We start from the raw sequence: 25213 nt of genomic DNA, 5'->3' as shown, positions 1-25213 counted from the left end.
CCCTTCATTATTTCAAATGGCGGGTGATAAATTTTTGACTTTTGCAATTCAACCCCAGCTCAAAATATTTAAATATGGCGCTATTTTAGCGGTGTTCGCCAGACAAGCTCTTTTTAGAAATAGAAAAGGGGACCTGTAACTGAATATTTATTATTTTTCGGCTGCAGCGTCATCCATTTTTTTTTAAAAGCTGTTTCCAGGGGGTATGTAACTTTGATAAGCAGATAAAAGTCTTGGGAGTACCATCATGCTGGGCATTTAAGCCATTTTTTTAATCACCCGATTGCAGGTCCAACGAATAAAAAGTCTCGGCTGGTTACCAATTTTATGATTCTTTTAAAATTTGATTGCCTGCACTTAAGAGGGAGCATTCTGCGGTAGCAACGGGTAATTTACATGGATGTTCTTGGCTTTTCACACTGTAATGCCTATTTTTGTGAAATGGCAAAACTGATTAACCTTAAAATTTTCGCACATTTTTTTCAATCATCCTCATCGGGAGGCATACTGCTTCTGGTATGTGTTTTTGTATCGCTTTTGATAGCAAATACAGGATTGGGAACATATTTTAATGATTTGCTTGCCTACCCGCTGGGATATGAAACTGGGGAAGTGCATCTGCAGTATCCCATTCTGTTGTGGATCAATGACGGACTGATGGCTGTTTTTTTTCTGCTGGTCGGCTTGGAAATAAAAAGGGAAGTCATAGAAGGCGAGCTTTCCTCGCTGCGTCAGGCAGCCCTGCCTGTATTGGCAGCACTTGGAGGAGTTGCTGTTCCGGCGGCAATTTACTTTCTTTTTAATGGTCAAAATCCTCAGACTGCTAAAGGCTGGGGAATACCAATGGCTACCGATATTGCCTTCGCCCTTGGCATACTCTCGCTGTTAGGCGATAAAGTGCCATCTGGACTTAAAATATTTCTTGCCGCTCTGGCAATTGTGGATGATCTGATTGCCATACTGGTTATCGCTATTTTTTATTCTTCGGAGCTTCATTTTCTGTATCTGGGCTATGCGGGAGCTATATTTATTCTGCTTATGGTTTTTAACCGAATAGGGGTCAGGAATTTACTGTTTTATCTGCTTCCTGGCGCTGTAATGTGGTATTTTATCCATCATTCTGGAATTCATGCCACTATAGCAGGAGTGCTTGTGGCACTGACCCTGCCGACAAATGAAGAGGATACTGATTCGCCCCTGGAAAAACTCGAGCATGCCTTGACAAGACCGGTAAATTTTATCATTATGCCAATTTTTGCTCTGGCCAACACCAATATTGCTTTTGAACCGGAAATGCTCAAGGGGCTTACCGGAAATCTTGGTCTGGGCATAATCCTGGGGCTTTTTCTTGGAAAACCAGTTGGTATTTTTTTAATGTCGTGGTTCTCGGTAAAGATAAGGGCTGCAGACCTGCCCGCTGAAACAACATGGCTTCATGTCCTTGGGCTGGGGCTTTTGGGAGGAATCGGGTTTACCATGTCGATATTTATTGCCTTACTGTCCTTTTCCCAGCAGGCATTTCAGAATGAGGCTAAATTTGCAATCCTGATTGCTTCTATACTTGCCGGTGTATCGGGCTTTCTGCTTTTGAGCCTCTATAATAAAAAACAGCAGAAGAATTGATCTTACAGTTTACTGCCTTTTGAAAATTGCCGCATCTTTTACCGATAGGCGTGTATTGAGCCATTTTCGGAGTTTTTCATTTTCCTGCGGGGTAAGGCTCTTTGATCCGTCATAAATGACAGCGGTGATCGTTGCGGTGCTGTCCTTGTAATTTATCAGCGAGCTTTTTGCAATAGAAAGCGAATTGACATTGGGAAATAAAGTTCGTATTTCGCTTAAAATCTGTCTGCTGTCAAATTTGTTTTTTTTCAGCTCTTTTTCCAGCTGCACGATTTTTACGTCTTTCACATTCATTTCATTCTCGCTGCTCTTGATCTGGCTTAAAATATCGCCTTTTATGTCGTTGAAGCGATCCGTGCTGTCCTGCCTGATCTGAAGCTTGGTGCCCATCAGGTATTTATTGCGGTTCAGCCTGTTTTTAAGGTCTTTTATTTCTTCAGGTGAGAACCGTTTGGACAAAAAGGCGAGTTCGAGTTTTTTATTCGGAGAGTTAAAATCGGTTTTTTTATACACAACAGTATATCCCTTACTGCCGAATTCATCGTCAATAAAAAGATTCACGTTCTTTTTGAACTGCTGTTCGCGGTATAGGGAATAGGCCAGATAGCTGCTGGGCGCCAGCATTGCGGTAATTAGAAAAGCAATAGTGTATTTTACCCGTTTTTGGTGCTTCTCGTCAATTTGTTTGACTGCAGGATAGTTAAGGTATTTGATGATTAGAAAAGTAGCAATTCCGATAAAGACGCAATTGATGCAGTACAGGTAGAATGCTCCTAAAAAAAAGGACCATTGCGCGGTGGCAATTCCATACCCCGCCGTGCACAATGGAGGCATTAATGCCGTAGCGATAGCCACACCCGGAACGGGGTTGCCTTTTTCTGATCTGGTAACGGCAATAACCCCTACAACACCCCCGAAAAAAGCAATAAGGATATCATAGATATTGGGCGCCGTCCTGGCCAGCAGTTCAGACTGCACCTCCTTGAAAGGGCTCAGGTAAAAATATAAGGTCGACACCACAAGGCTTACCGCAGTGGCATTCAGAAGGTTTCGAAGCGATTTTTTAAGCAGTGAAAAATCATAAATCCCAAGAGCAAAACCAGCCCCTACTATCGGTCCCATAAGGGGGGATATGAGCATTGCGCCGATAATGACCGCAGTGGAGTTTACATTAAGCCCAACCGAGGCCACAATAATGGCGCAAGCTAAAATCCAAAGATTCGCTCCTTTAAAAGAAATGTTTTTCTTAACGGTCTCCAGGGTCTTTTCCCTATCGTCTTCCCCTTCCTTAAGATTTAGAATATCTGTAATTTTTTTCATGTTTTTTCCAATTAGCATTATCAAAGTATTGCAGGAGTCTTTTTTACTAAAGATAAAATTTATTTTTATACTGGCGGATAGTTTCAATAGAGTTTTACGATTTCCTGATCAATTCATCCTTTTTTGACAATAATAAACTCCTGACGGCTTCCAATTGACGGTATTTCAATGCCTGTTTTTACATTTTTTTCATCTTTTTACCGATCTGGCTTATTTTTTTGTATATTAAAAATCTAATCAATAAATAAGATGATGACAAAATTACGAATTTCAATAATCAACATTCATGGACTATTAAAAGGTTCAGGCTTGGAGATTGGTAGAGATGCCGATAATGGAGGACAGACAAAATATGTATATGAGCTTGCTGAATTTTTATCACAGCACCCCAGCGTAGAACATGTTGATTTATTTACCAGAATGATAGATGATCCCAGCCTTTCACCTGAATATGCCCAAGAGGTCGAAGCTGTAAATGAAAAACTGGATATACGCAGAATTCCATTTTTAGGAAAAAGATACAGGCCGAAAGAACAGCTATGGGAAGGCCTGGACACATTTGTAACCGGTATGGTGCAGCACATTAAATTCCATGATATATTCCCCCATTGGATCCACTCGCATTACGGGGATGCTGGATATGCCGCGGCAGAATTATCGGTGATTTTGAATATTCCCTTTGCCCACACCGGACATTCCCTGGGTTTTTATAAAAGAAAAAAACTGGCAGAAAACGGTATCTCGCAGCAAGAGATGGAGAAGAAATTTAAGTTTGAAGCCAGGATTGCAGCTGAGGAAAAGACACTGGAATTGTCAGAATTTATCATTACCTCCACAGAGCAGGAAATTGAAACCTATAAGCCTTATAAAAATTTCGCAATGGCCAGATATCATGCCATTTCCCCAGGCATCGATACACGTAAATTTGCCGCCTATTACCATCAGGAACAGGATTCAGAGAAGCAGATGCAGGAAGAGCAGCGGAAATATTGGGTGGCCGAAACGATTTCTAAATTTTTGATCAATCCCCATAAGCCTTTGATCCTAGCACTTTCAAGACCCGACCGCCATAAAAACCTGCATACTTTAATAGAAGTCTATGGAAAAGACAAGGAACTTCAGGCTATGGCCAATTTGGTTATTTTTGCGGGAATCCGTAAAGATATTTCAAGAATGCCGGAATCTGAAAAAGATGTATTGACCGATCTTCTTTTATCAATGGATAAGTATGATTTGTATGGAAAAATGGCAATTCCCAAAAAGCACGATGTGGAGAATGAAGTTTCCATTATTTATCGTTATGCAGCTGAAAAGAGAGGTGTTTTTGTGAATTTGACCCTGCATGAGAATTTCGGGCTCACCGTCATTGAATCAGCAAGTTCGGGTCTGCCTGTTGTGGTAACCAAAAATGGAGGGCCATCGGAGATTATCCCAACCTGCCAGAACGGAATATTGGTGGATCCCTTGGATGCGGCCCAGATAAAGAAGGCTTTACGCACTGTACTAACCGATGAGAACCAGTGGAAATATTTTTCCAATAACGGCGCCATCAACATTCAGAAACATTACAGCTGGCTGAGCCATGTCAACCATTATGTGGATCTAATAAATGAGAATTTATCACTTTCTTCCGGCGCAGGCATTAAAAAACAGCATTATCCCAACATTAATATTTCGAGATTAAAAAGAAAAGTGGAGAATTTATTGGTTTCTGATATTGATGGGACCCTTATAGAACCTAAATTAAACAATCCGGGATTAAAGGAGCTAAAAGCCCATTTGGTAAATCGTACTGGAAAAATGGCATTTGCACTGGCATCAGGAAGAAACTTAAGGCTGATAAAAAAGGTAATTGAAGAAGAGCGTTTTCCTGTACCTGATTTTATAATTTGTTCTGTAGGAACCGAAATCTATTACACCAATGGCAAGGATTATATCTTAGACAAGGGATGGTCCACTTTTTTGTCGGGCCGGTGGAAAAGAGAAGACGTGGAAAACCGCTTAAGAACCATTTCGTGGATAAAGCTCCAGGAAGAAGAAGCGCAAAATCCTTTTAAGATCTCTTACTGCTATGATAAGGACAAATACAATTATGACCAGCTTGTTGCCGCTTTGGGAAAAGGATGGTATAAAATCAATATTATTGCCAGCCACGGACAGTTTCTGGATATTATTCCAAAGAGGGCCTCTAAAGGAAATGCCATTAAATTTTTATGCCGTAAGTGGGCAATCCCCTTATCCAAGGTAATTGCAGCGGGCGATTCAGGCAACGACATTGATATGTTCAGGGGAGCCATCAAGGGTATTATTGTAGGCAACCGAAGTACTGAATTAGAGCATTACAAGACCACCAAAAGTATTTTTGTCGCAACAAGTCCGGCTTCCTCCGGAATATTGGAAGGATTAAAACATTATAAGATAATTAAGTAAATATGGGTTCAGGATCAGATTTAAAAGCTGGGTATTTGGTGATACCAATCTTTTTTATTGAAAAAACAGGCTTCTCATTAGTTTCGCCTGATTATTTCCAATCACAATTATATTGTCCGCGAAGTCTCACGGGATGGCCTTTTATGGAAGAGTGCTAAAGACGCTTTCTCTGCAGGGATCCCGGACAGTGGAATGATAATATGCTCTAGAAGATGAATGTGAGTGAAAGCAGAGTAACGGAAAGCTATGAAACCTACTATATATCAGCCAAAAGCGCAGTGATAAAGAAATTATCCAAAAAGAGTGAAGGGCAGTTTCGCAGCCTTTGATCATTGGGCAAAGGAAAATCAGTAGGGTCTTCCTTTAAAAAGCTGGACACCATATTGTAAAAGCAAATGGAGTTTTGATGCCCAAGCGGTTATGAAGTTTTTTATTTTGAAAGACCATCCCGCGATTTTATATGGGAAGCGCTCCTGGCCATTAAAACAATGGGGAAGGCTGGATTCGCAATCAAATGTGACCAGATGGGAGCGGCCTATTATATTTCAATCGATTTGAAAATATCTGCAGTTCAGGGCATTATTTAGCGAAAAGGATTTCAGGAAGAATTTTATTTTTGAAAATATTCAGGGCAATCAGCTGAAATCGTGTAAACTAAGGAGATTTATTTTAAGATATTCTGCCATGGCAATTATTGTGCGCTGTCAATCAATGGATGGGTAAAATTGACTTTACCTGATTTTAAATGCAACGATGGAAAAATTAGCGCATATTTCTGCTCGGCAATTATATCGGCGGAGAATTCAAAAATTCACATTATCCCTGAACCGGAAAATGAATATTAACTTCAGATCCCGATAAGGCATTTGAGAAGTTCTTAAAAAGGAAATTAGCAGAGGAAGAAGCGGCAAAGAGGTAAAATTTACCGCATCATTGAGTTCACTGCTGGGTTTTTAATTTAAAGTCTTATATTTGCAGAGAATGAAACAACCCGCCTTTATTTTCTCCCTTGCGGCTTCAAGGCTTTATAAGATAAAATAAAGAAGGTCTGCAGCATTTAAAGGTTAAATTATTATATCAAAAAAATATTAGAACCCGGACATTCGCTTCGGTTTTTTTTTATTGATTCAGTAAAGACCAGCTTTTCATCAGGCAGAAAAACGCAATCCTTTAATAGCAGAACTCCATAAGGAGGTTTTATAAAACCTCTCCCTTGATTTTCAGGCCAACCCTGCCGCCGGGCTGATTTACGGCATTGCTTTCAACTATAATGGTCTTGCGGACCGGGCCTGCGGGAATATTGCTGCACTTAATGCTGATCTTTCCTTTTTTACCCGGCATAATAGCCATGGAAGGTTTAGTGACCACAATATAGCTTGCCGTGGATTCTGCCCCTGTAATGAGTAAGGGTTCATCTCCTGTATTTTTAAATTCAAATACGCCTTCTGTGATTTCTGCTTTTGAAACCTGGCCGTAATCGATAGTGTTCTCTGGGGAGGAAAACTCAATTTTAGCGCCCTTTTGGCAAAAAGCAGCTGTACTTAACAATATTAGAAAAAAAGCATGATGTTTTTCATTTTGAAATATTTAAAGTTTTGTCAAATATACTTTTCTTAAATTAAAATCAAACTATTATTTTTTCTATGCCATTATTTTAAGATGTTTTCCTACTTTTTATTGGAAATCTTCGATTTATCGAGTCTGTTATTGAATATCAAGCAGTATTTTGAGTAAATTACAGATTTAAAAAAAAAAAGCTATGAAAAAAATGCCAATAATGGTGCTTCTTATCTGTGTATGTATTTCGTGTCAAAGAAAAAAGGGGGCTGAAGGACAAAATATTGAGGAATTTGGACACTTGAAAGATTCGATATCTGGCAATTTCCAACCATTCAGGCAGCCGGATGCATCAATATTGGGGTTTTGGAACAGTGAAATGCTCTGCAGTAAAGCTGATTGCGGGCTTTATGTAATCGGAGACCGGCGAAATGAAATCTGGGAGTTTATGGAGGACTCCGCCAAGGTATATGCCCATGCGCTGCACGGCAAAAAACTGCTGACTGTGTTCAGGGCAGTCTACAATGGGGATCAAATAGTGCTTGAATCCTGCAGGGACAGCCTCTCTGAGAATACCTTAAAAATCAATATTCTTTTAGATGATCTAAAAGACAATGTCATTAAAGGCACCCAGAAAATAACCATAGAGGATAACTGCATTTCCGTATTTGACGTGGAACTTACAAGGGCAGAAAAAGGCATATAGTATTAATGATAGTGCTCCGGCTGGCAAATTAAACTGCCGTGCTGCAATAAATATTTACGTATGATTTTGATGAACTTTATTTCTTTGCATAGAAAATACCCCTTTTGGTTTGAAAAAAATGCCTGCCGTATTTAATTTTGCCAATAATGCTGAAGGACTTTAGTATTTACACTCGATTTTCTGCTTATGATGCCGTTTCAGCACTTAATAATGGTCAAAGGGCTCTAAAGATTTTCAGATGACTTCATGATTGGAAAAGGAAGCAATTGTAAATATTTGTGGTTTCATTTTATAACTTGAAACCTATTTTTTAAACATAACATTTTTTGTATTTGTAATTTAGCGGCAGTAAATAACGATGTAATTTTTTCAATTATGGCTATTCCTAATGAATTATACAATGTAAAATTTGCAGAATGGAGCGAATCTATTCAGATTTTATACCTTGTGGATGATAAATTTAAAAAAATCTGTGATGATTACTGTGCTGCTAAAACTGACACAATTAAGTTTGAAAAAAGATTGGCGAGTAATTTTGACAAAAAAACTAAAAGTAAAAACTTAGAAAAGGAACTTGAGGAAGAAATATTGTTTTATCTGATAAGGAAAACGTAATGTAAATCATGCTGTTGGCAATTCAACAATCTGCTTCTTCGAAATCGGACGATTACAAACATTATCTGTAATAATATGAACTGCATCCGCAATTTAATGGGGAGAATATATTTAAAAAAGATTTTTTTCTGTTTATTTAAGTTTATGCCAAAAGGTTACGCCAATATGATTAAAATGCGCAAGGTAAATTAGTGGTAAGCTCATAGCTTTCAAATCTTTGAATTTTTTAAAATGAAATGTCCCATTGTATTCTGAACCGCCAGCCGCCCTGAAGAGGTAAGGTCTTATCTTGAAAATGGAAATTACTGACTTCGCCTGTAAGTTTGTTCTTATGGCCGTTAAAAAACCAATTGAAAGCCAGGGTTGATTCTGTTTCCAGATTTTCAGTAAGGTTTTTATCGGGTCTGTAGAGCGAGTGCCTGCCTGCGACTTCCAGTTTTTTAGGAAACCAATCGGCAATGGTATGAAAAAAATAACCGGCCTGGACATAATAGCCCATTAGTGTTGTTGTTTTATTTAAATTAAGTTTATCTATAATGCATTTGTGGTGCCATTCGCTCTGCCAGGAAAAACCTCGATACATTAAAGCAGTTTCCAAGTTGTATTGGTTTACCCTGTACTGTCCTGGATTTTCTTCTTCGAAACCATCGAGATGTCCTCCCCCTGATTGCGAAAAACGTGTATATGGGCTGCGATTTGTAACGGCGGCCAGTGCAATTATAGCAGCGGGCTTTTGATGAAATTCTAAATCACCGCCTTCAAAATCCAGCGTTCTTCCCAAAAAATTCCATTGGGCACGCCCAAAATACATTAGATTTTTATCATCGTTTAGAGTGCTTCCTCTTCCGGTTCCGGTTAAGGCCGCCAGCCAATAATTAAAATCCGCTATTCCTCTGCCTTTCAAATGGCCATAAATTTCAATCCCTATCTGCCTGTCAACGGTGAAATAGCGGTTCAATAGTGAGCGTTCCACCATTTGCTGTTCCCCGCTGCTGATAAAGCGCTCCCGGGTAAATTCAACTTTCCACTGGCCTGCTTTAAAACTCATCCATTTCCATTTCTCGACCATAATCCTAAAATCAAGCAGATTGGACTGGCTCAGTTCGTATTCCCAATAATAGCTTAGCCAGGGTTCGTATGCATGTCCTCCAACTTTAAGCCGTGCCCTGTTTATTTTGAATGTTGTTTGATTTTCCTGATTAAAATCATCATAGGTAAGAGGATCAGTATCAAAAGGACTGGAAAAGCGAAACTGCAGCCTGCTCTGCAGCTGAAGCGAGAATTTATTGTCTTTTGTCGCTAACTGGAATCCTTTCTTTCCATAACTTAAATCTATTGCTTTGGCAGTATCTTTTGGCGCTTGGCAAATGGCATTTGAAAAATAAAACAGTGCTAAAATACTTATGATAGACTTTCGAATTTTGCGGATAATTCTCATAGGAAGCAAATTAAGCATTAAAAAAAATCGATTACAAAATCAATTTTATCATATTTTTAACTAACTTAGTAAAGGTAATTCTTTCAAATTTAACTTTTTGTTTTATATAAATAAATTTCTATTTCAATAAAATGGTTGAATTGTGCGTCTGTAAAATTTAAAATGCAGCCAGAATTTAATCCGCAAAAAGCTAATTTTAGTAGTTTTTATAAAAGAACATATCTCTTTTATACGAATTGCTTTTACGGCGTTTTTGGAATTTGTCTTTTAAGAATACATCAGCAGCTATCTGTCGGAAGTTAATTGAAAACCAGAATAATAATATTTAAAAAGGCTAATAAAAAGTTTGTTTCAAATTATAACTTGCAACAAGTTCTGTGATTGTTTCGCTTGGGATTTTTATAATTTTATAAAAAAGCTGCTAGGAATGCAGCACTGCAGCTTTTGGTTAGCGCTGCGCATTTACAAGATTGATTATAAGCCATCTGCCAATATATTTCAATAGTATCTCTATTGTAAGATTACATTACGGATCAAAATTATTAATAATATCTGAGTTGTTTATACATTTAAATGAAAGGATTTATGAAATTATTTTACGCGCTATTTAATTATAAAAATCTATTCTTTTTTCTATTCTCGCTTTTGTGTCTGCTTCCGTTTTCAGGCTTCGCCCAAAACTGCACGGTAAATGCCAACGTCGACAGAATTATATGTCCAGGAGGAGAAGGCGGACTGCCCTATGATCAGTTTTTATTATTAGGAACAGCTAACGCAGATTCTGGATTAGGCTATCTGCAAAATCCCAAGTGGACACAAATATCCGGTCCGGCAGTTGTTATTGATGATCCGGGAAGCCTTCAAAGTCTGGTAAGAGGAGCCAGTGCTGGAAATACATATGGCTTTAGGCTGACTGCCCAATGTCAGGACGGTTCAACTGTCTTTGATGATTTTCAAATAACCATTAAGCCCATAACCCAGGCAAAAGCAGGAACGGACCAGACTTACTGCCAGGGCACGTACGTATTAAATGCAAATGCTGCGGGCGCATCTGAGACAGGAACCTGGACTATTCAAGGCAGTAATAATGCAGGGATATCGTTAATTAACCCCAATTCGCCAAATGCTTCAATTACAGTTTCAGGCGCTACATCCGGCACAACAACACTAAGATGGACGATAGTAAACAGCGCTTCGAGCTGTGAAAGTTTTGATGAAGTGGCAATTAGTGCTTTAGGAGGTGTTGAACCGGTAACGGCAGGTGCAGATATTACACTTTCAAACTGTTATTCCTCGACACAAAATGTTAATCTGAGCGGAAGCTTTGGCGGAAATTCTCCGGGACAGCAGCAGGGAACCTGGACGGTAGTTTCGGGACCAAATGTTCCGAATTTTTCCAACGCTAATGCCAATAATACAAATGTTAACGGTCTAATAGAAGGAACCTACGTTTTAAGATGGACTGTGGCTGGAAATTGTGCCAACGGAACTGATGAAGTAACCATTACAGTTCCAGCGCCAACTGCTGATGTAACCAACGTTCTTAATTCAAGACTAACCTATTGCGACGGCAGAACCTCAACCGTTTTACAAGGCACAATACCTTTGTACGTGAATGAAACTGTCCAATGGACTCAAACCGGTGGGCCGGTTACAGCGGTAATTGAGAATCCAACATCATCCTCTACATTAGTTACAGGAATGACAGCATTGGGTACCTATAATTTTTTATATACTTTAAGCAATACTCTAACAGGATGCAGCTCTACAGGAACTTACAGCGTTACCTTAGAGCAGACCATAGCCATCTCAGGCGGCCCGGATCAGACTTTGGGATGTAATGAATTTACAGCGACCATTCCCGTTACTGCATCAGGCAATGGGCAGATGAGCTGGCAGATTGTAAGCGGGCCTACACCTTATACGGCAACATATCCTTCATTTCCTACCCCTTTGGTTGATTTTCTGGGATCTGCTGTCACAATTGACAGTTTAAGAGTTTCAGGTATCTATGTGATCAGATTAGTGAAAGCCCCAAATCCTGAAAGCCATTGCGAAACGGTTTATGATGATGTTTCTATAGTCATTTCAGCAACGCCTTCGGCATCAAGCGGAGGGACAGTTCAGAATCTGGCCTGTAATTTAACAACAGCCCAATTGGCAGGGAATACACCGACCAGAGGACGCGGAACCTGGTCGCAGGTTTCAGGACCCTCTACAGCAGTATTTTCAGATGTTAAAAATCCTGAAACAACCGTGTCGGGTTTAATTAGCGGTAAATACAGGTTTAGGTGGACAATTTCTGGGGGTGCTGCCTGCGATATAACCCAAAGCATTGCCGAAGTTATTGTGTCCAGCGAGACGCCTACGCCCGCACAGGCAGGAAATGACCAGTCCATTTGTTTTGGCGCGCCTGTCCAGTTACAGGGAAACGTAGCACAGGCAAGTGAAACGGGAACATGGACTGTTTCTCCAAGTGCAGGAATAACGTTTAATAATGTAAACGACCCCAATGCAATCGCTTCCGGTCTGGCGCAAAATACAACTTATACCTTTACATGGACCATTGCAAATGGCTGCGGAAGCTCCTCTGATACGGTAGATGTAACCACCAATGCATCACAAGGTGCAACAGCAGATGCTGGTCCGGATCAATGCCTTGCTGCGGGAACGACATCGATGACCTTAGCTGCAAATGATCCGTCTCCGGGAACGGGGTTATGGATACAGACATCGGGAACGGCAGCTGCAATTACCAATCCAGCCCAATACAATACAACTGTAACGGGACTCACTGACGGAAATTATCAATTTCAATGGACGGTAAGCAGCGTTGGCTGTACAGATGCGCAGGATAGTGTTGCCATAACCATAGCTCCATCCATTACAGTTGCGCAGGCAGGAAATGATCAAAATATTTGCGGATCCACAGCCACTCTTGCAGGAAATGCTCCGGCAGCAGGAGAAACAGGTCTATGGGAATTTGTAAGCGGGGGAGATGGGCCCGTAATTGCAGATCCTACCAATCCTACGACGACCATTACAGGCTTGACGCAGGGATCCTGGGTATATAAATGGACCATTTCTAAAGGTGCATGTGCTTCCTCTTCAGATTCTGTACAGCTTAATATTAGCCAGGCGCCATCAGCTGCGGCAGCAGGACCAGATCAGACGGTTTGCAATCAGACAAACGCAACACTGGGAGCTACAGCGCCAGAGGAAGGGACAAATGGTATATGGACATTAGTCAGCGGGCCAAATTCTCCCGTTTTTTCTGATGTAGATGAGCCCAACTCAGTTTTATCCGGACTGGTAACAGGAGAATATATTTTAGAATGGATAACCTATACGGGCATAAACTGCCCTGTCAGTAAAGATCAGGTAAGCATAAAAGTGACAGAAGCTGCGGCCGCAGGATCAGACTATTCTACTTGCCTAACAGGGCCGCTTTATCTGGTTGGAAATCCAACCAGTACAGGAACCTGGAGCTATGTTTCAGGAGGAATCGGAGCACCGACAATTACGCCGACAGGAAATAATAGCGCAGCGGTAACAGGTTTAGTTCCTGGAGCATATGTTTTCAGATATACAATTGCAGCACAAGGTTCGTGCCCGGAATCTTCAGATGATATTCAGGTAACAGTTAACGGCCAGGCCTCAACTGCTGATGCAGGACCGGATCAGGTTTTGTGTAGCGCTGATCTGCCGGTGCAGGAAATTCAGCTTTCTGCTGCAAATCCAATTCAGGGAACGGGATTATGGACAGTACTTTCAGGCCCTTCGGGAGGAGCTTTTGATGATGCGGCGCTTCCAAATGCCAAATACATAAATCCGGGATTTGGAACTTATGTTTTCAACTGGACAGTAAGTTCTGGAAGCTGCAGCAATTCGGATCAGGTCAGGGTTGAATATGCCGCGTCTCCATCACCTGCCATTGCAGAAGGCAATAAGGCCATTTGCGGTTCGGTAACAGAACTTGCAGCTACACCTCCAGATGTTGGAACAGGAAAGTGGGCCCAGGTTTCAGGTCCTACAACGGCTGTTTTCAGTTCTGAAATTTTACCAACAACAACAGTTTCCAATTTAACCCAGACAGGAGGCGTATATGTATTTAGCTGGACCGTTGCAAACGGGAACGTTTGTACGCCAACAGCCACTACTGTCCAGATTACGGTTACAGCAGATTTAACGGTGCCTCAGGCGGGGCCGGACCAAACAATCTGTCAGTCTTCCACAGCAGCTTTAGCAGCCAACGCAATTTCAGCAGGAAGCGGGGAATGGTCGCAAGCCAGCGGACCGGCATTAGGATCTTTTTCTAATGCATCGAGTCCAACTTCTACTTTTACCCCAAACGGGGCCGGAACTTATGTTTTACGATGGACAGCCACTAATCTGTCCTGTTCCTTCTTTGATGATCTTAGCTTAACTGTTGACGCATTGCCAACAGCTTCTGCGGCGGGAGCGCCAATTTCGATATGTGAATTTCAGCCTTTAAACTTAAATGCAAATGCGCCAGCAGTAGGAACGGGGCTTTGGACACAAATTTCTGGCCCCTCAGCTGTAGTTTTTGAAACGCCATCATCTCCTGTAACCGCTGTTTTTGGCACTGTTCCTACAATCAGCGTTTTTGGACTCCCGGTAGAGGTGTATGTTTTTCGATGGACCATTTCAAACGGGTCATGTCCCCCAAGTTCCAGCACAGTATCTGTTACCATAGATCCTCTGCCTTCTTTGGCAGATGCCGGAGCTGATCAGACTATCTGTAATGCAGCTGCTGCAGTACTTTCAGGAAATGACCCCTCAGAGGGAACAGGAGAGTGGAGCTTTGTATCGAATGCAGGAAACACGGCAGTAATTACAGATCCAAACGCTTTTAACACAACAGTAACGAATATATCCATAGGTACAACAAGATTAAAATGGACCATCAGCAACGGTTCCTGCACACCATATTCAGATGAAGTGAATATCGTTCGGCCGGCAGATTTGACCACTTCCGCCTTAACAAGTGATGCTGTTATTTGTGAAGGAGGCACATTAACATTAAATACTACACCTTCAGGAAGCATTGCCCCCTATACCTATCAATGGCAGTCATCAGCAGACGGAACAACTGGCTGGGCAGATATTTCAGGACAGACCAGTCCATCATTTGCATCAGATAGTTCTTTACCCGCTGGCGAATATTATTATAGAGTAAATGTTTCCAGTACGTGCGCCCAGATAACCAGTAATGCTGTAAAACTTACCATAATTGAGGATCCAGCTGTTACCGCTCAGCCCGTAGGAAATACAATCTGTTCAGGCGGCACCCATACTATGAATGTTGCTGCGAGCACTGCAAATGCTGCTGCCGGAACAATTGCTTATCAATGGCAAAGCTCTGCGGATGGAATTTCAGGATGGACAAATGTTTCAGGAGGAAACGGGGGAACTACAGATACTTATACAACTGCTTCCTTAACTTCAAATTTATATTTTAGAGCGAGAATAACGCAAACCGGAAGCGGCTGCGAAACTTTTTCTAATGCCGCATTAGTGAGTGTGGCTGCCATCACAACGCAGCCCTCAGTTCCGCAGCCCGTTTGTGTGGGAGGCATAGTAAATTTAAGCGTTGCCGCTTCCTTAAATGGCGGTTCGGGAACATTGAGCTACCAATGGCAGAGTGATTCAGGTTCAGGATTTGTAAATGAATTGAATGCTTCGGCCACAACTCCAAATTTCACCTCAGATCCTTTAACGGGGAATACTAGTTTCAGGTGTTTGATTACCTCATCAGCAGCAAATTGCACGCTCACATCCAATGCCGTTACAGCGGCTGTTGCCGCTGATCCGTCAATTACAGTGCAGCCAGAAGGAGGATCGGTTTGTACAGGTGGAACCTTTACCTTGACAGTTGCAGCAGCTGGCGGAACTCCTGGTTTAAATTATCAATGGTTCAGCAGTTCAGATAATGTGAGTTTTGAATTAATTTCCGGAGCAACATCAAATACTTTTTCAACTCCGGCCCTTACTTCAGATACGTATTATAGAGTAGAGGTTTCGGCAGCAGGAAACGGTTGCGGTCTTACTGCATCGAATAGTGTTTTAGTTGATGTAATACCAGATCCAACTGTTACGCAGCAGCCAGTCGGAAATACGATCTGTTCGGGTGCATCCCACACCATGAATGTTACTGCTTCTGGCGATGATCAGGGAGGAACCTTAATTTATCAATGGCAGAGTTCAGCAGATGGAGCATCAGGCTGGGCAGATGTAACAGACGGGACAGGAGCTGCTACAGCTTCTTATACAACTGCGGCATTGAGTTCTACTTTATATTACAGGGTCAGAATCACCCAGGCTTTAAACGGCTGCGAGGTTTACTCAGAGACAGCTCCGGTATTTGTTGCCACCATTACAGCGCAGCCAGCCGATCCTGCGCCAATTTGCGTTGGAGGCATCGTAAATGTAACTATTTCGGCTTCCTTAAATGGAGGTGCCGGAACATTGAGCTATCAATGGCAGAGCTCGCCCGATGGTACAACCTCGTGGGCAGATGTGGACGATGGAACGGGGGCGGCTACAAACTCTTATACATCGGGAACATTGTCAGCGGATACTTTTTATCGCGCTATAGTAACTTCATCAGCAACCAATTGTACGCTAATCTCCAATGCTGTACAGGCAGCCGTGGTGGCAGATCCTGCAATAACAGTCCAGCCGGCAGGAACTACAATTTGCTCTGGCGGAAACTATACCTTATCTGTTACTGCAGCCAATGGCACACCGAATTTAACCTATCAATGGTTTAGCAGCACGGATAATAGCGCATTTAGCGCCATTTCAGGCGCTACAGCAGCAACTTACACAACACCGGCTTTAGCCCAGACCACCTATTACAGAGTTGATGTCGGTGCCGGCGGAAATGGCTGCAATACCATCACTTCTTCTGTTGCGACGGTTGTTGTTCTATCAGATATTTCGATTACGGTACAGCCCGCATTACGCACTAATATCTGCAGCGGGCAATCGGCAGCTTTAAATGTAGCGGCAAGCGGAGGTTCAGGAAACTATACGTATCAGTGGAAAAATTCAACAGTATTGGCGGGTCCTTACACAGATATTCCTGGAGCAGATGGGTCATCTTACACAACTCCGGCTTTAACCCAAAACACTTATTATGTAGTGGCGATTTCTGAAGGAACCCAGGGCTGCGACCCGGTAACGTCAAATGTTTCGGCCGTTATTATTCCAAGCATTACAACCCAGCCAAATGTTCCGGCTCCGGTTTGTTCGGGGGGGACGGTTTCATTATCAACAGCGGCTTCTGCCAATGGAGGTCCAGCTGCATTTGCCTATCAATGGCAAAGTTCCCAGGATGGCACAGCGGCTTGGACGGATGTTTCTACCGGAACCGGAGGAGCAACGGCAAATTACACCACAGCACCATTATCGGCCTCAACCTATTATCGCGCTGTAATAACAACGTCAAATCCAGCCTGCACCCTTGTAAGTAATGCTGTTATGGCAGCAGTAATCCCGGACCCGGTTATTACAGCCCAGCCAGCGGGAGGAAATATTTGCGAAGGAGGAATTTTTACAATGTCATCAGGGGTTGCAGGCGGCTCTGGAAATTTCACTTACCAATGGCAAAAATCATTGGATGGAACAGCCGGATGGGCAAATGTAACCGATGGCACAGGTGCTAATTCAGCAACCTATACAACGGGCAATATCAGTATAAATACTTTTTACAGATTGCGCGTAACGGATTCAGGAGCAGGCTGCGGGATTGTTAATTCTGATGCAGCAGAAGTAAATGTTTTTGAATCTCCTCTAATAAGCACCCAGCCAATGGATGGCGAAGTTTGCATTAACCAATCCAATACTTTTACGGTGGCGGCTTCGGGAAATATCCCGCCTGGCACTATATCCTATCAATGGCAGACGGCATCAGTCTTATCCGGGCCTTATACGAATGTAACCGATGGCAGCGGCGGAACAACAGCTTCTTACACCACCCCAGAATATTCAACTGCTGGCAATAGGTATTTTAGAGTTTTAGTTTCCCAATCTCAGGCAGGCTGCCAGACGATCTCAAACACTGTAACCTTAAATGTTTTTGATATGCCTGCCGCCCCAATTGGTGCAGTAACCCAGCAGCCTTCCTGTGCAAATGCGACAGGAACCATTGCCGTTACGAATCCTGATTTAGGAACCGGTTTTGAGTACAGTAAAGATGGAATAGCTTTTCAGGCGAGTAATATCTTTAGCGGACTGCCCTCAGGAACTATAACTATATATGTGAGAAGGGTCGGGTTAAATGCCTGTATTTCTTCCGGTACGCCTTTTAGCGTTTTTAATAGAATTTGTGCTGTTGCAGAAACTTTTGCTTCAATCTCCGGCGATCTTGGAGGAAATACGGGAACGCAGACTATTTTAGACAGCGATACATTGAATGGACTTCCGGTAACTGCGTCCAATGTTCAGGTTACCATAAATTCTATTTCAAGTTATCTGGCCTTTGATTCTTTAACCAACACGATTTCTGTAGCGGCAGGAACTCCGGCAGACGATTATACTTTAACGTATACCATCTGTGAAGCCGGAAATTTAAGCAGCTGCTCAACAGCAACTGAAACTGTAGCGGTGACAACTGCTGGGATTGACGCCAGAATTGATGTTGCGGTTCCTGCTGTTAATGGTTATACGGGAGCAAATAATGTTATTAATGCTTTAACAAATGACAGACTGGCAAGCGCGCAGGCTACGCTTTCCAATGTAACGCTTTCAGTGACCAGTCCGGCATCGCCAATTGATCCTGCTGTTTTGAACGTGCCGGTTTTAGATACTGCTACAGGAAATGTAAATGTGCCGGCAGGAACTGTAAAAGGGCTTTATGAAATTAAATACAGCATATGCGAAATTGCCAGTCCTTCCAATTGCGATACGGCAAGTATTTTAGTGCAGGTTGAGACTACAATTATTGATGCTGATGATGATACAGCTCAAAATATTAATGGTTATACGGGACAGATAAACGTGGTTAACGCCTTAACCAATGATAGTTTAAATGGAGTTCCAATTACAGCTGCAAATCTTAGTGAAATAATAGTTACACAGGAAACAGCCGCGGATGAAGCATATCCTGGAGCGAATGTTCCAGTTTTTAGTCCAGCAACGGGCTGGGTAAGCGTGCCTGCAGGAACGCCGGCTGATACCTATTATATTAAATACCACATCTGTGAAAAATTAAATCCGGCTAATTGCTCGGATGCCAGTATTGCAATTGTTGTCGATCCTGCTCCAATTGCAGCAAATGACGATTTGGTGGCAGATGTCAATGGTTACGAGGGGGCGGTTAATATAATTAATGCCTACACAAGCAATGATACTTTCAACGCAGCGCCAGTAAATATTAATTTAGCGGGACTTCTTACACCTTCAATTTTAATTCCTGCAGCACCAAAAACTCCCGGAGCTCCAGTTCCGGAACTGGTTGCATCTTCCGGACGAGTTACTATTCCGCCGGGAACACCTGCAGGCCAGTATCAGATAAAATATCAAATCTGCGAAAATCTTAATACGCCAGCAGTTCCTCCAACTGCAGGAGATTCACGAACTGGCAATTGCGATGATGCCGTAATTATTATAAATGTTATTGCGCCGCCAATTGTTGCTAATGATGATTCGGCTTCTGGAATCAACAGTCATGAAGGTGCAGCAAATGTTCTGAATGCTTATGATAATGACTCCTTAAACGGAGGAACACTTGATCTTAACGATATAACAGCAGCAGTTATATCAGCTCCAGGTTTAATAGGAGGAGGTCCAATTCCTTCATTCGATCTGGCAGGCGGTTCTGTCAGTGTTCCGCCTCAAACTCCTGCAGGAGAATATAAATTTGTCTACAGGATTTGCGAAACCCTAAACCCCGCCAATTGTGATCAGGCCGCTATAACAATTACGGTTGTTCCGGCACAAATTCTGGCAGCCGATGATATTCCTTCTGCTTCGGTAAATGGATTTACAGGAAACCCAAGTGTTATTAATGCTTTGGACAATGATACTTTAGATGGTGTATTAGTAGATCCTGCAGAGGTTGAAATAAGTGTCCTAACAGCGGCAACCCCTATCAATGGAAGCCCTGTGCCGATTTTAGATGCTTCAACAGGAAATGTGAGCGTTCCGGCCGGAACAGCCGCGGGCAGCTATTCAATAACTTATCGTTTAAGAGAAATTCTAAACCTCAGCAATAGTGATACGGCAATAATTTCAATAGAAGTTATTGCTCCGGCTATTGAAGCCAATGACGATACGGCTGCTAATATTAACGGCTATCTCACCACTGCAGATGCCATAAATGTTTTAGCAAATGATAATCTTAACGGGGCCTTAACCAACCTGAATCAGGTAACAGTTACAGTTGACACCCCGGCATCTTCAATTAATGGCGGACCAGTTCCAACATTAGAACCGCTTACCGGGATGGTGAATGTTGCGGCGGGAACTCCTGCCGGCGACTATGAAATTAGATATCATATCTGCGAAAAGCTAAATGCAGCAAATTGTGATGATGCTGCAGTGTTTATTAACGTAATTTCAGCCCCAATTGATGCCGTTGATGATACAGCAGGCAATATTAACGGTTTTCTGGGAGCAAACAATGTGGTTAATGCCTTAACAAATGATAAATTGAACGGAACTGCAGCCGTTCCTTCACAGGTAACAATTGGAAATATTGTTGCGGCAGCCCCAATTAATGGAGGACTGGTTCCTGTCTTAGATCCTTTAACCGGAAATGTAAATGTTCCGTCAGGCACAGCAGCAGGCAGCTATACAATTGGATATACATTAAGTGAAAACTTAAACACGGCTAATTCAGATACTGCTGAAATAACAATTATCGTAACAGCGCCAGCTATTATTGCCAATAACGATTCAGCGGGTAATATTAATGGCTTGGCTGGTGCCAATAATGTGCTAAATGCCATTGCAAACGACAGATTGAATGGTATGGATATTCAATTCAATGCAATTGATATTACCTCGGTGAGTACAGTAACGCCTGCAGGTTATGCTGCAGGAAATCCAGTACCGCTGTTAAATACTGCTGCAGGAACTGTTGATGTGCCCGCGGGAACATCAGCAGGAACCTATACAATTCATTATAGAATCTGTGAAAAACTCAATCCGTCCAATTGCAGTGAAGCTGATATTGCAATCACTGTTTTGGCTGCGGGTATTATTGCCAAAGATGATTTTGTGCAGAATATTAACGGATATGGAGGAGCAGACAATGTTGTAAATGCCCTGGCAAATGATTTGCTCAATGGCGCAGCGGTTTCATTCGCTCAGGTTAATATTGCCCATATCGGCACTACTGCCCCTGTAACTTCCACTAATGGAAATGTTCCTGTATTGAATACCATTACTGGAACTGTAGATGTCCCGCTCTTAACGCAGTCGGGTACTTATGTAATACAATATGAAATTTGCGAAAAACTGAATCCCGCCAATTGCAGCCAGGCTTCAATTTATGTTGTGGTGGACAGGCCTCAAATTGAAGCTGAAGATGATTTAATTACCAATATTGACGGATATCTTGGCGCACCAGAAGTATTGAACGCCTTCACCAGTAATGATAAATATGACGGGGGTGCTTTGACAGATATCAATTTGGTAATAAGAACGGTAGTTTCTCCGGCAGCTCCCATAGGCGGAGGGGCGGTTCCTTTCCTGCTGCCGGCAACCGGACAGGTATCTATTCCGCAGCGCACACCGGCAGGAACCTATCAAATCAGGTATATGATATGCGACAGGCTGAATCCTTTAAATTGTGACCAGGCCACTATCACTATTCTTGTTTTGGCTCCGCCAATTGCCGCCAATGATGATTTTGCAGACAACATTAACGGAAACACGGGGGCAGCCAACGTATTAAATGCTTACAGCAATGATACCTTGGATGGTTTGCCGATGGACTTTTCAGATTTCAGCGCAAAACTCATAACCCCTGCAAGCTCAATTAACGGAGCTCCGGTTCCAGTATTAAATGTTCTTACAGGAAATGTGGATGTTCCGGCCGGTACTCATGCAGGAACGTACTTTATTACCTATGAAATTTGCGGAAGCTTAAATTCAGGTAATTGCGACCAGGCAGTGATCACTGTGAGAGTTGCCGCCGCAACAATTGATGCCGTTGATGATAATGCGTCCGGAATTAATGGTTTTGCAGGCACTGCAAGCGCAATCAATGTTTTGGATAATGATACCTTAAACGGGGTTTTGGTAAATCCGGCTGAGGTTCTCATTACTAATGTTGTTCCTGCGGCTTCTATAAATGGAGGTACAGTTCCGGTATTAAATGCAGCAACAGGTGTGGTAAGCGTTGCTGCGGGCACCACAGCTGGAACCTATACCATTAGTTACAGATTAAGAGAAGCATCAACTTTATTAAATTTTGATGATGCCGTTATAACTGTTGTTGTGGATGCTCCTGAAATAGCTGCCAATGATGATGCTTTAGCCAATATCAACGGCTACATAGCTACTGCCAATGCTATTGATGTGTTAGCAAATGATACCCTTAATGGAGCAGCAGCAAGCTTAAGTAACGTTACCATTACTGTTGATGAGGCGGCAGCACCAATTAATGGCGGGCCAGTACCGACATTAGAACCCCTTACCGGAATGGTGAGTGTTGCGGCGGGAACGCCGGCAGCGGATTATGAAATTAAATATCGTATCTGTGAGAATTTAAATCCGACGAATTGCAATGATGCAGCAGTTTACATTACAGTTATCGGACCGACAATTCTTGCTGCTGATGATACGGTAGCCAATGTGAACGGTTATGCCGGTGCAGATAATGTAATAAATGCAATTGCAAATGATTTACTAAACGGCACCGCAGTTCAATTGGCTCAGGTAGCGATTACTTCGATGGGCACGGCAACGCCAGCAGATTATACTGCAGCAAACCCTGTTCCGGTACTTAATGCTGCAACAGGCAATGTTGATGTTCCGGCCGGAACTTCAGCAGGAATATATACAATCCATTATGGTATATGTGAAAAACTGAATCCAGGAAACTGCAGTGAAGCTGATATTACAGTTGAGGTAAGTGCAGCTGCCATTATTGCAAACAATGATATTAATTTAAATGTAAACGGTTATGTCGGATCGGCAAATGCATTGAATGTGCTGGATAATGACTCATTTAATGATTCATCAATAGAGGCAAAAAAAGCAAAAGCTGCCGCTATTAACATAAGTCAAATTACAATAACAGTTCTAAATCCGGCAGATCCGATCAACGGAAATCCAAATGTGCCTGTTTTGGATGCTGCAACTGGAATTATTAGTGTTCCTGCTAAGACTCCGGCTGGATTGTATACCATTCAATATCGAATTGCGGAGAACTTAAATCCATCTAATTTTGATGATGCAGCCGTATTTATTACCGTTACGGCCGCGGCAATTGAAGCCAATAATGATACCGTTTTAAATATAAATGGTTTTGATGGCCAGGCCAATATTGCAAATGCCATTGCAAACGATAATTTGAATGGAGCACCAGCGCAACTGGCAGAAATTGCCATTGCAGTGGTTACGCCTGCGGCACCGATTAATGCGGGTCCGGTGCCAGTATTGGATACTGTTTCAGGAAATGCAAGTGTTCCGACAGGGACTCCAAGCGGAACATATGCCATTCGCTATTCGATTTGTGAGAATTTAAATCCAACGAATTGCAGTGAAGCTGATATTATTGTTACGGTAATTTCCGGACCCATTATTGCCAATGACGATGCGGCAGGCGGAATCAATGGCCTGGATGGAGCATCAAATGTCGTAAATGTCTTAACCAATGACTTACTGGATAATGCCGCTCCAACTCTGGCGCAAATTAAAATAAATGTACTCTCGCCGGCTGACCCGATTGCGGCAGGAGCAGTGCCTGCGTTGGATCCAGCTACCGGATTTGTAAGTGTTCCGGCCGGCACATCATCGGGAATCTACACGATTGTTTATTCAATCTGTGAAAATCTGAATGCTCTGAATTGCGATCAGGCCGTAATTAAAATTTCAGTTTCACAGCCTGGAATTGCACTTGTTAAACGAGGAGTGTTCTCTGATACCAATGGTGACGGCTATGCGCAGCCGGGAGAGCTTATCCGCTATTCATTCCGAATCACCAATACCGGAGCAATAGACCTTGCTAATGTTACCGTTACCGATCCAAAAGCAGTAATTACCGGAAACCCAATAGCAGCATTAGCAACAGGGCAGTCAGATACAACAAGCTATACTGGAAGTTATGTCTTGACTCAGGCTGACATCAATGCAGGTTTCGTAGTGAATCAGGCTTTGGTAACTGCTCAGCCAGCTGTAGGGGCTGCTATTGAGGATTTGTCTGATAGTGATGATCCAGCGCTTATCGGTGATGATGATCCAACGGTGACTCCTGTTATTCAGTTTAAAGATTTGACATTGGTGAAAGGCGGACAATTATCGGGCAGCGGCGGGGTCGGCTCTGTAATCAATTATAGTTTCACCGTTCGAAACACCGGAAATGTACCCCTTACAAATGTTGTAATAGCAGACCCGATGCTGGCAGCGGCTTCAATAGCTGTAACGCCAAGTACATTGGCTCCGGGTGCAACAGGCACCGCGACGGCATCTTATACCGTTACCGCTGCTGATGCTGCCAATGGTGCAGTAATCAATACTGCTGTGGCTATTGGTGATGATCCGCAGGGAGGCTCTGTTACAGATGTTTCTGACAGCACAGATCCGGCTTTAACCGGTGATGATGATCCGACTGTTATCGATTTAACGCTAAGGCCATCAATAGCGCTTGTTAAAACTGCAGTATTCAATGATGAAAACAAAAATGGCTATGCCGAAATAGGAGAAACCGTTACGTATCATTTTGCTGTTACCAATACCGGAAATGTTGTTTTGGTAAACACTGTAATCAAAGATCCAAAACCAGGGTTAAGCATAACCGGAGACCCAATTATTCTAAAACAAGGCGAAACGAACACTGCTGCATTTGTAGGCACCTACGTCCTTACTGCTGCAGATATTGAGGCAGGCCTTGTTGAGAATCAGGCTGAGGTTACCGCCGTAAGTCCCGATGGATTAACAGCAAGCGATCTTTCCGACGATAATTCTACGGCAGAGAATGATCCGACAATTCTTTCTTTAAACGCTTGTAAGATAACTATTTATAATGCCGTTTCACCAAATGGCGACGGTCGAAATGAGGTCTTTAAAATTGATAACATTAAATGTTACACCGATTCTTACGTACAGATTTATGACCGCTGGGGCGTTCTGGTTTATGATGCTTACGGTTATGATAACGAATCGGTCGCCTTTAGGGGAATTTCTGAAGGAAGGGCAACGGTTAACAAGCAAAAACGACTGCCAGATGGAACTTATTTTTATGTGATCACCTATAAAACCTATCTCAATGAACCAATAAGCAAGACAGGTTATTTATATCTGTCGGGAAATTAATCTTAAAGATTCAT

At 42.5% G+C, this 25213-nt stretch carries 8 protein-coding genes; 5 read left to right on the top strand and 3 right to left on the bottom strand.

What is annotated here, in order from left to right; translation table 11 throughout:
* The first annotated feature begins 396 nt into the window (after nucleotides 1–396).
* Nucleotides 397–1623: a Na+/H+ antiporter NhaA gene (nhaA, locus tag BM289_RS03735; protein ID WP_091490968.1), complete on the top strand. Its 1227-nt coding sequence runs from the start codon at nucleotides 397–399 to the stop codon at nucleotides 1621–1623.
* Between the two features lie 9 nt (nucleotides 1624–1632).
* Here the strand turns inward: nhaA and BM289_RS03730 are convergent, their stop codons facing one another.
* The gene (locus BM289_RS03730; RefSeq protein ID WP_091491538.1) at nucleotides 1633–2943 is read right to left on the bottom strand and encodes a DUF389 domain-containing protein; all 1311 of its coding nucleotides are present in this window, start codon (nucleotides 2941–2943) and stop codon (nucleotides 1633–1635) included.
* A 249-nt stretch (nucleotides 2944–3192) separates the two neighbouring features.
* Between BM289_RS03730 and BM289_RS03725 the strand changes: the two genes are divergently transcribed.
* Complete coding sequence (locus BM289_RS03725) at nucleotides 3193–5373, top strand: HAD-IIB family hydrolase (protein WP_091490966.1); 2181 nt, start codon at nucleotides 3193–3195, stop codon at nucleotides 5371–5373.
* A 1197-nt stretch (nucleotides 5374–6570) separates the two neighbouring features.
* On the opposite strand, the gene BM289_RS03720 is transcribed toward BM289_RS03725, so the two are convergent.
* Nucleotides 6571–6921, bottom strand: a complete 351-nt coding sequence (locus BM289_RS03720; protein ID WP_244165319.1) for a DUF1573 domain-containing protein — start codon at nucleotides 6919–6921, stop codon at nucleotides 6571–6573.
* Between the two features lie 211 nt (nucleotides 6922–7132).
* On the opposite strand from BM289_RS03720, the gene BM289_RS03715 reads away from it, so the two are divergent.
* Entirely contained in the window at nucleotides 7133–7636 is a 504-nt protein-coding gene (locus tag BM289_RS03715) for a hypothetical protein (RefSeq protein ID WP_091490962.1), read from the top strand.
* 375 nt (nucleotides 7637–8011) lie between these two features.
* Nucleotides 8012–8251, top strand: a complete 240-nt coding sequence (locus tag BM289_RS03710) for a hypothetical protein (RefSeq protein ID WP_244165318.1) — start codon at nucleotides 8012–8014, stop codon at nucleotides 8249–8251.
* Between the two features lie 226 nt (nucleotides 8252–8477).
* On the opposite strand, the gene BM289_RS03705 is transcribed toward BM289_RS03710, so the two are convergent.
* Complete coding sequence (locus BM289_RS03705) at nucleotides 8478–9689, bottom strand: OprO/OprP family phosphate-selective porin (RefSeq protein ID WP_091491537.1); 1212 nt, start codon at nucleotides 9687–9689, stop codon at nucleotides 8478–8480.
* Between the two features lie 585 nt (nucleotides 9690–10274).
* On the opposite strand from BM289_RS03705, the gene BM289_RS03700 reads away from it, so the two are divergent.
* Nucleotides 10275–25199, top strand: a complete 14925-nt coding sequence (locus tag BM289_RS03700; RefSeq protein ID WP_143102040.1) for a DUF7507 domain-containing protein — start codon at nucleotides 10275–10277, stop codon at nucleotides 25197–25199.
* The last annotated feature ends 14 nt before the right edge of the window (nucleotides 25200–25213 follow it).

The organism is Flavobacterium phragmitis (genome assembly GCF_900112575.1).
GTDB classification, from domain to species: domain Bacteria; phylum Bacteroidota; class Bacteroidia; order Flavobacteriales; family Flavobacteriaceae; genus Flavobacterium; species Flavobacterium phragmitis.
Note: the sequence above shows the minus strand (reverse complement) of the source record. Positions and strands in the feature narration are given on the sequence as shown.

Excerpts from the sequence above, each read along its gene's own strand:
- BM289_RS03700 (WP_143102040.1), top strand. The coding sequence starts at position 10,275 with ATGAAATTATTTTACGCGCTATTTAATTATAAAAATCTATTCTTTTTT.
- BM289_RS03730 (WP_091491538.1), bottom strand. The coding sequence starts at position 2,943 with ATGAAAAAAATTACAGATATTCTAAATCTTAAGGAAGGGGAAGACGAT.
- BM289_RS03710 (WP_244165318.1), top strand. The coding sequence starts at position 8,012 with ATGGCTATTCCTAATGAATTATACAATGTAAAATTTGCAGAATGGAGC.
- BM289_RS03725 (WP_091490966.1), top strand. The coding sequence starts at position 3,193 with ATGATGACAAAATTACGAATTTCAATAATCAACATTCATGGACTATTA.
- BM289_RS03715 (WP_091490962.1), top strand. The coding sequence starts at position 7,133 with ATGAAAAAAATGCCAATAATGGTGCTTCTTATCTGTGTATGTATTTCG.
- nhaA (WP_091490968.1), top strand. The coding sequence starts at position 397 with ATGGATGTTCTTGGCTTTTCACACTGTAATGCCTATTTTTGTGAAATG.
- BM289_RS03705 (WP_091491537.1), bottom strand. The coding sequence starts at position 9,689 with ATGAGAATTATCCGCAAAATTCGAAAGTCTATCATAAGTATTTTAGCA.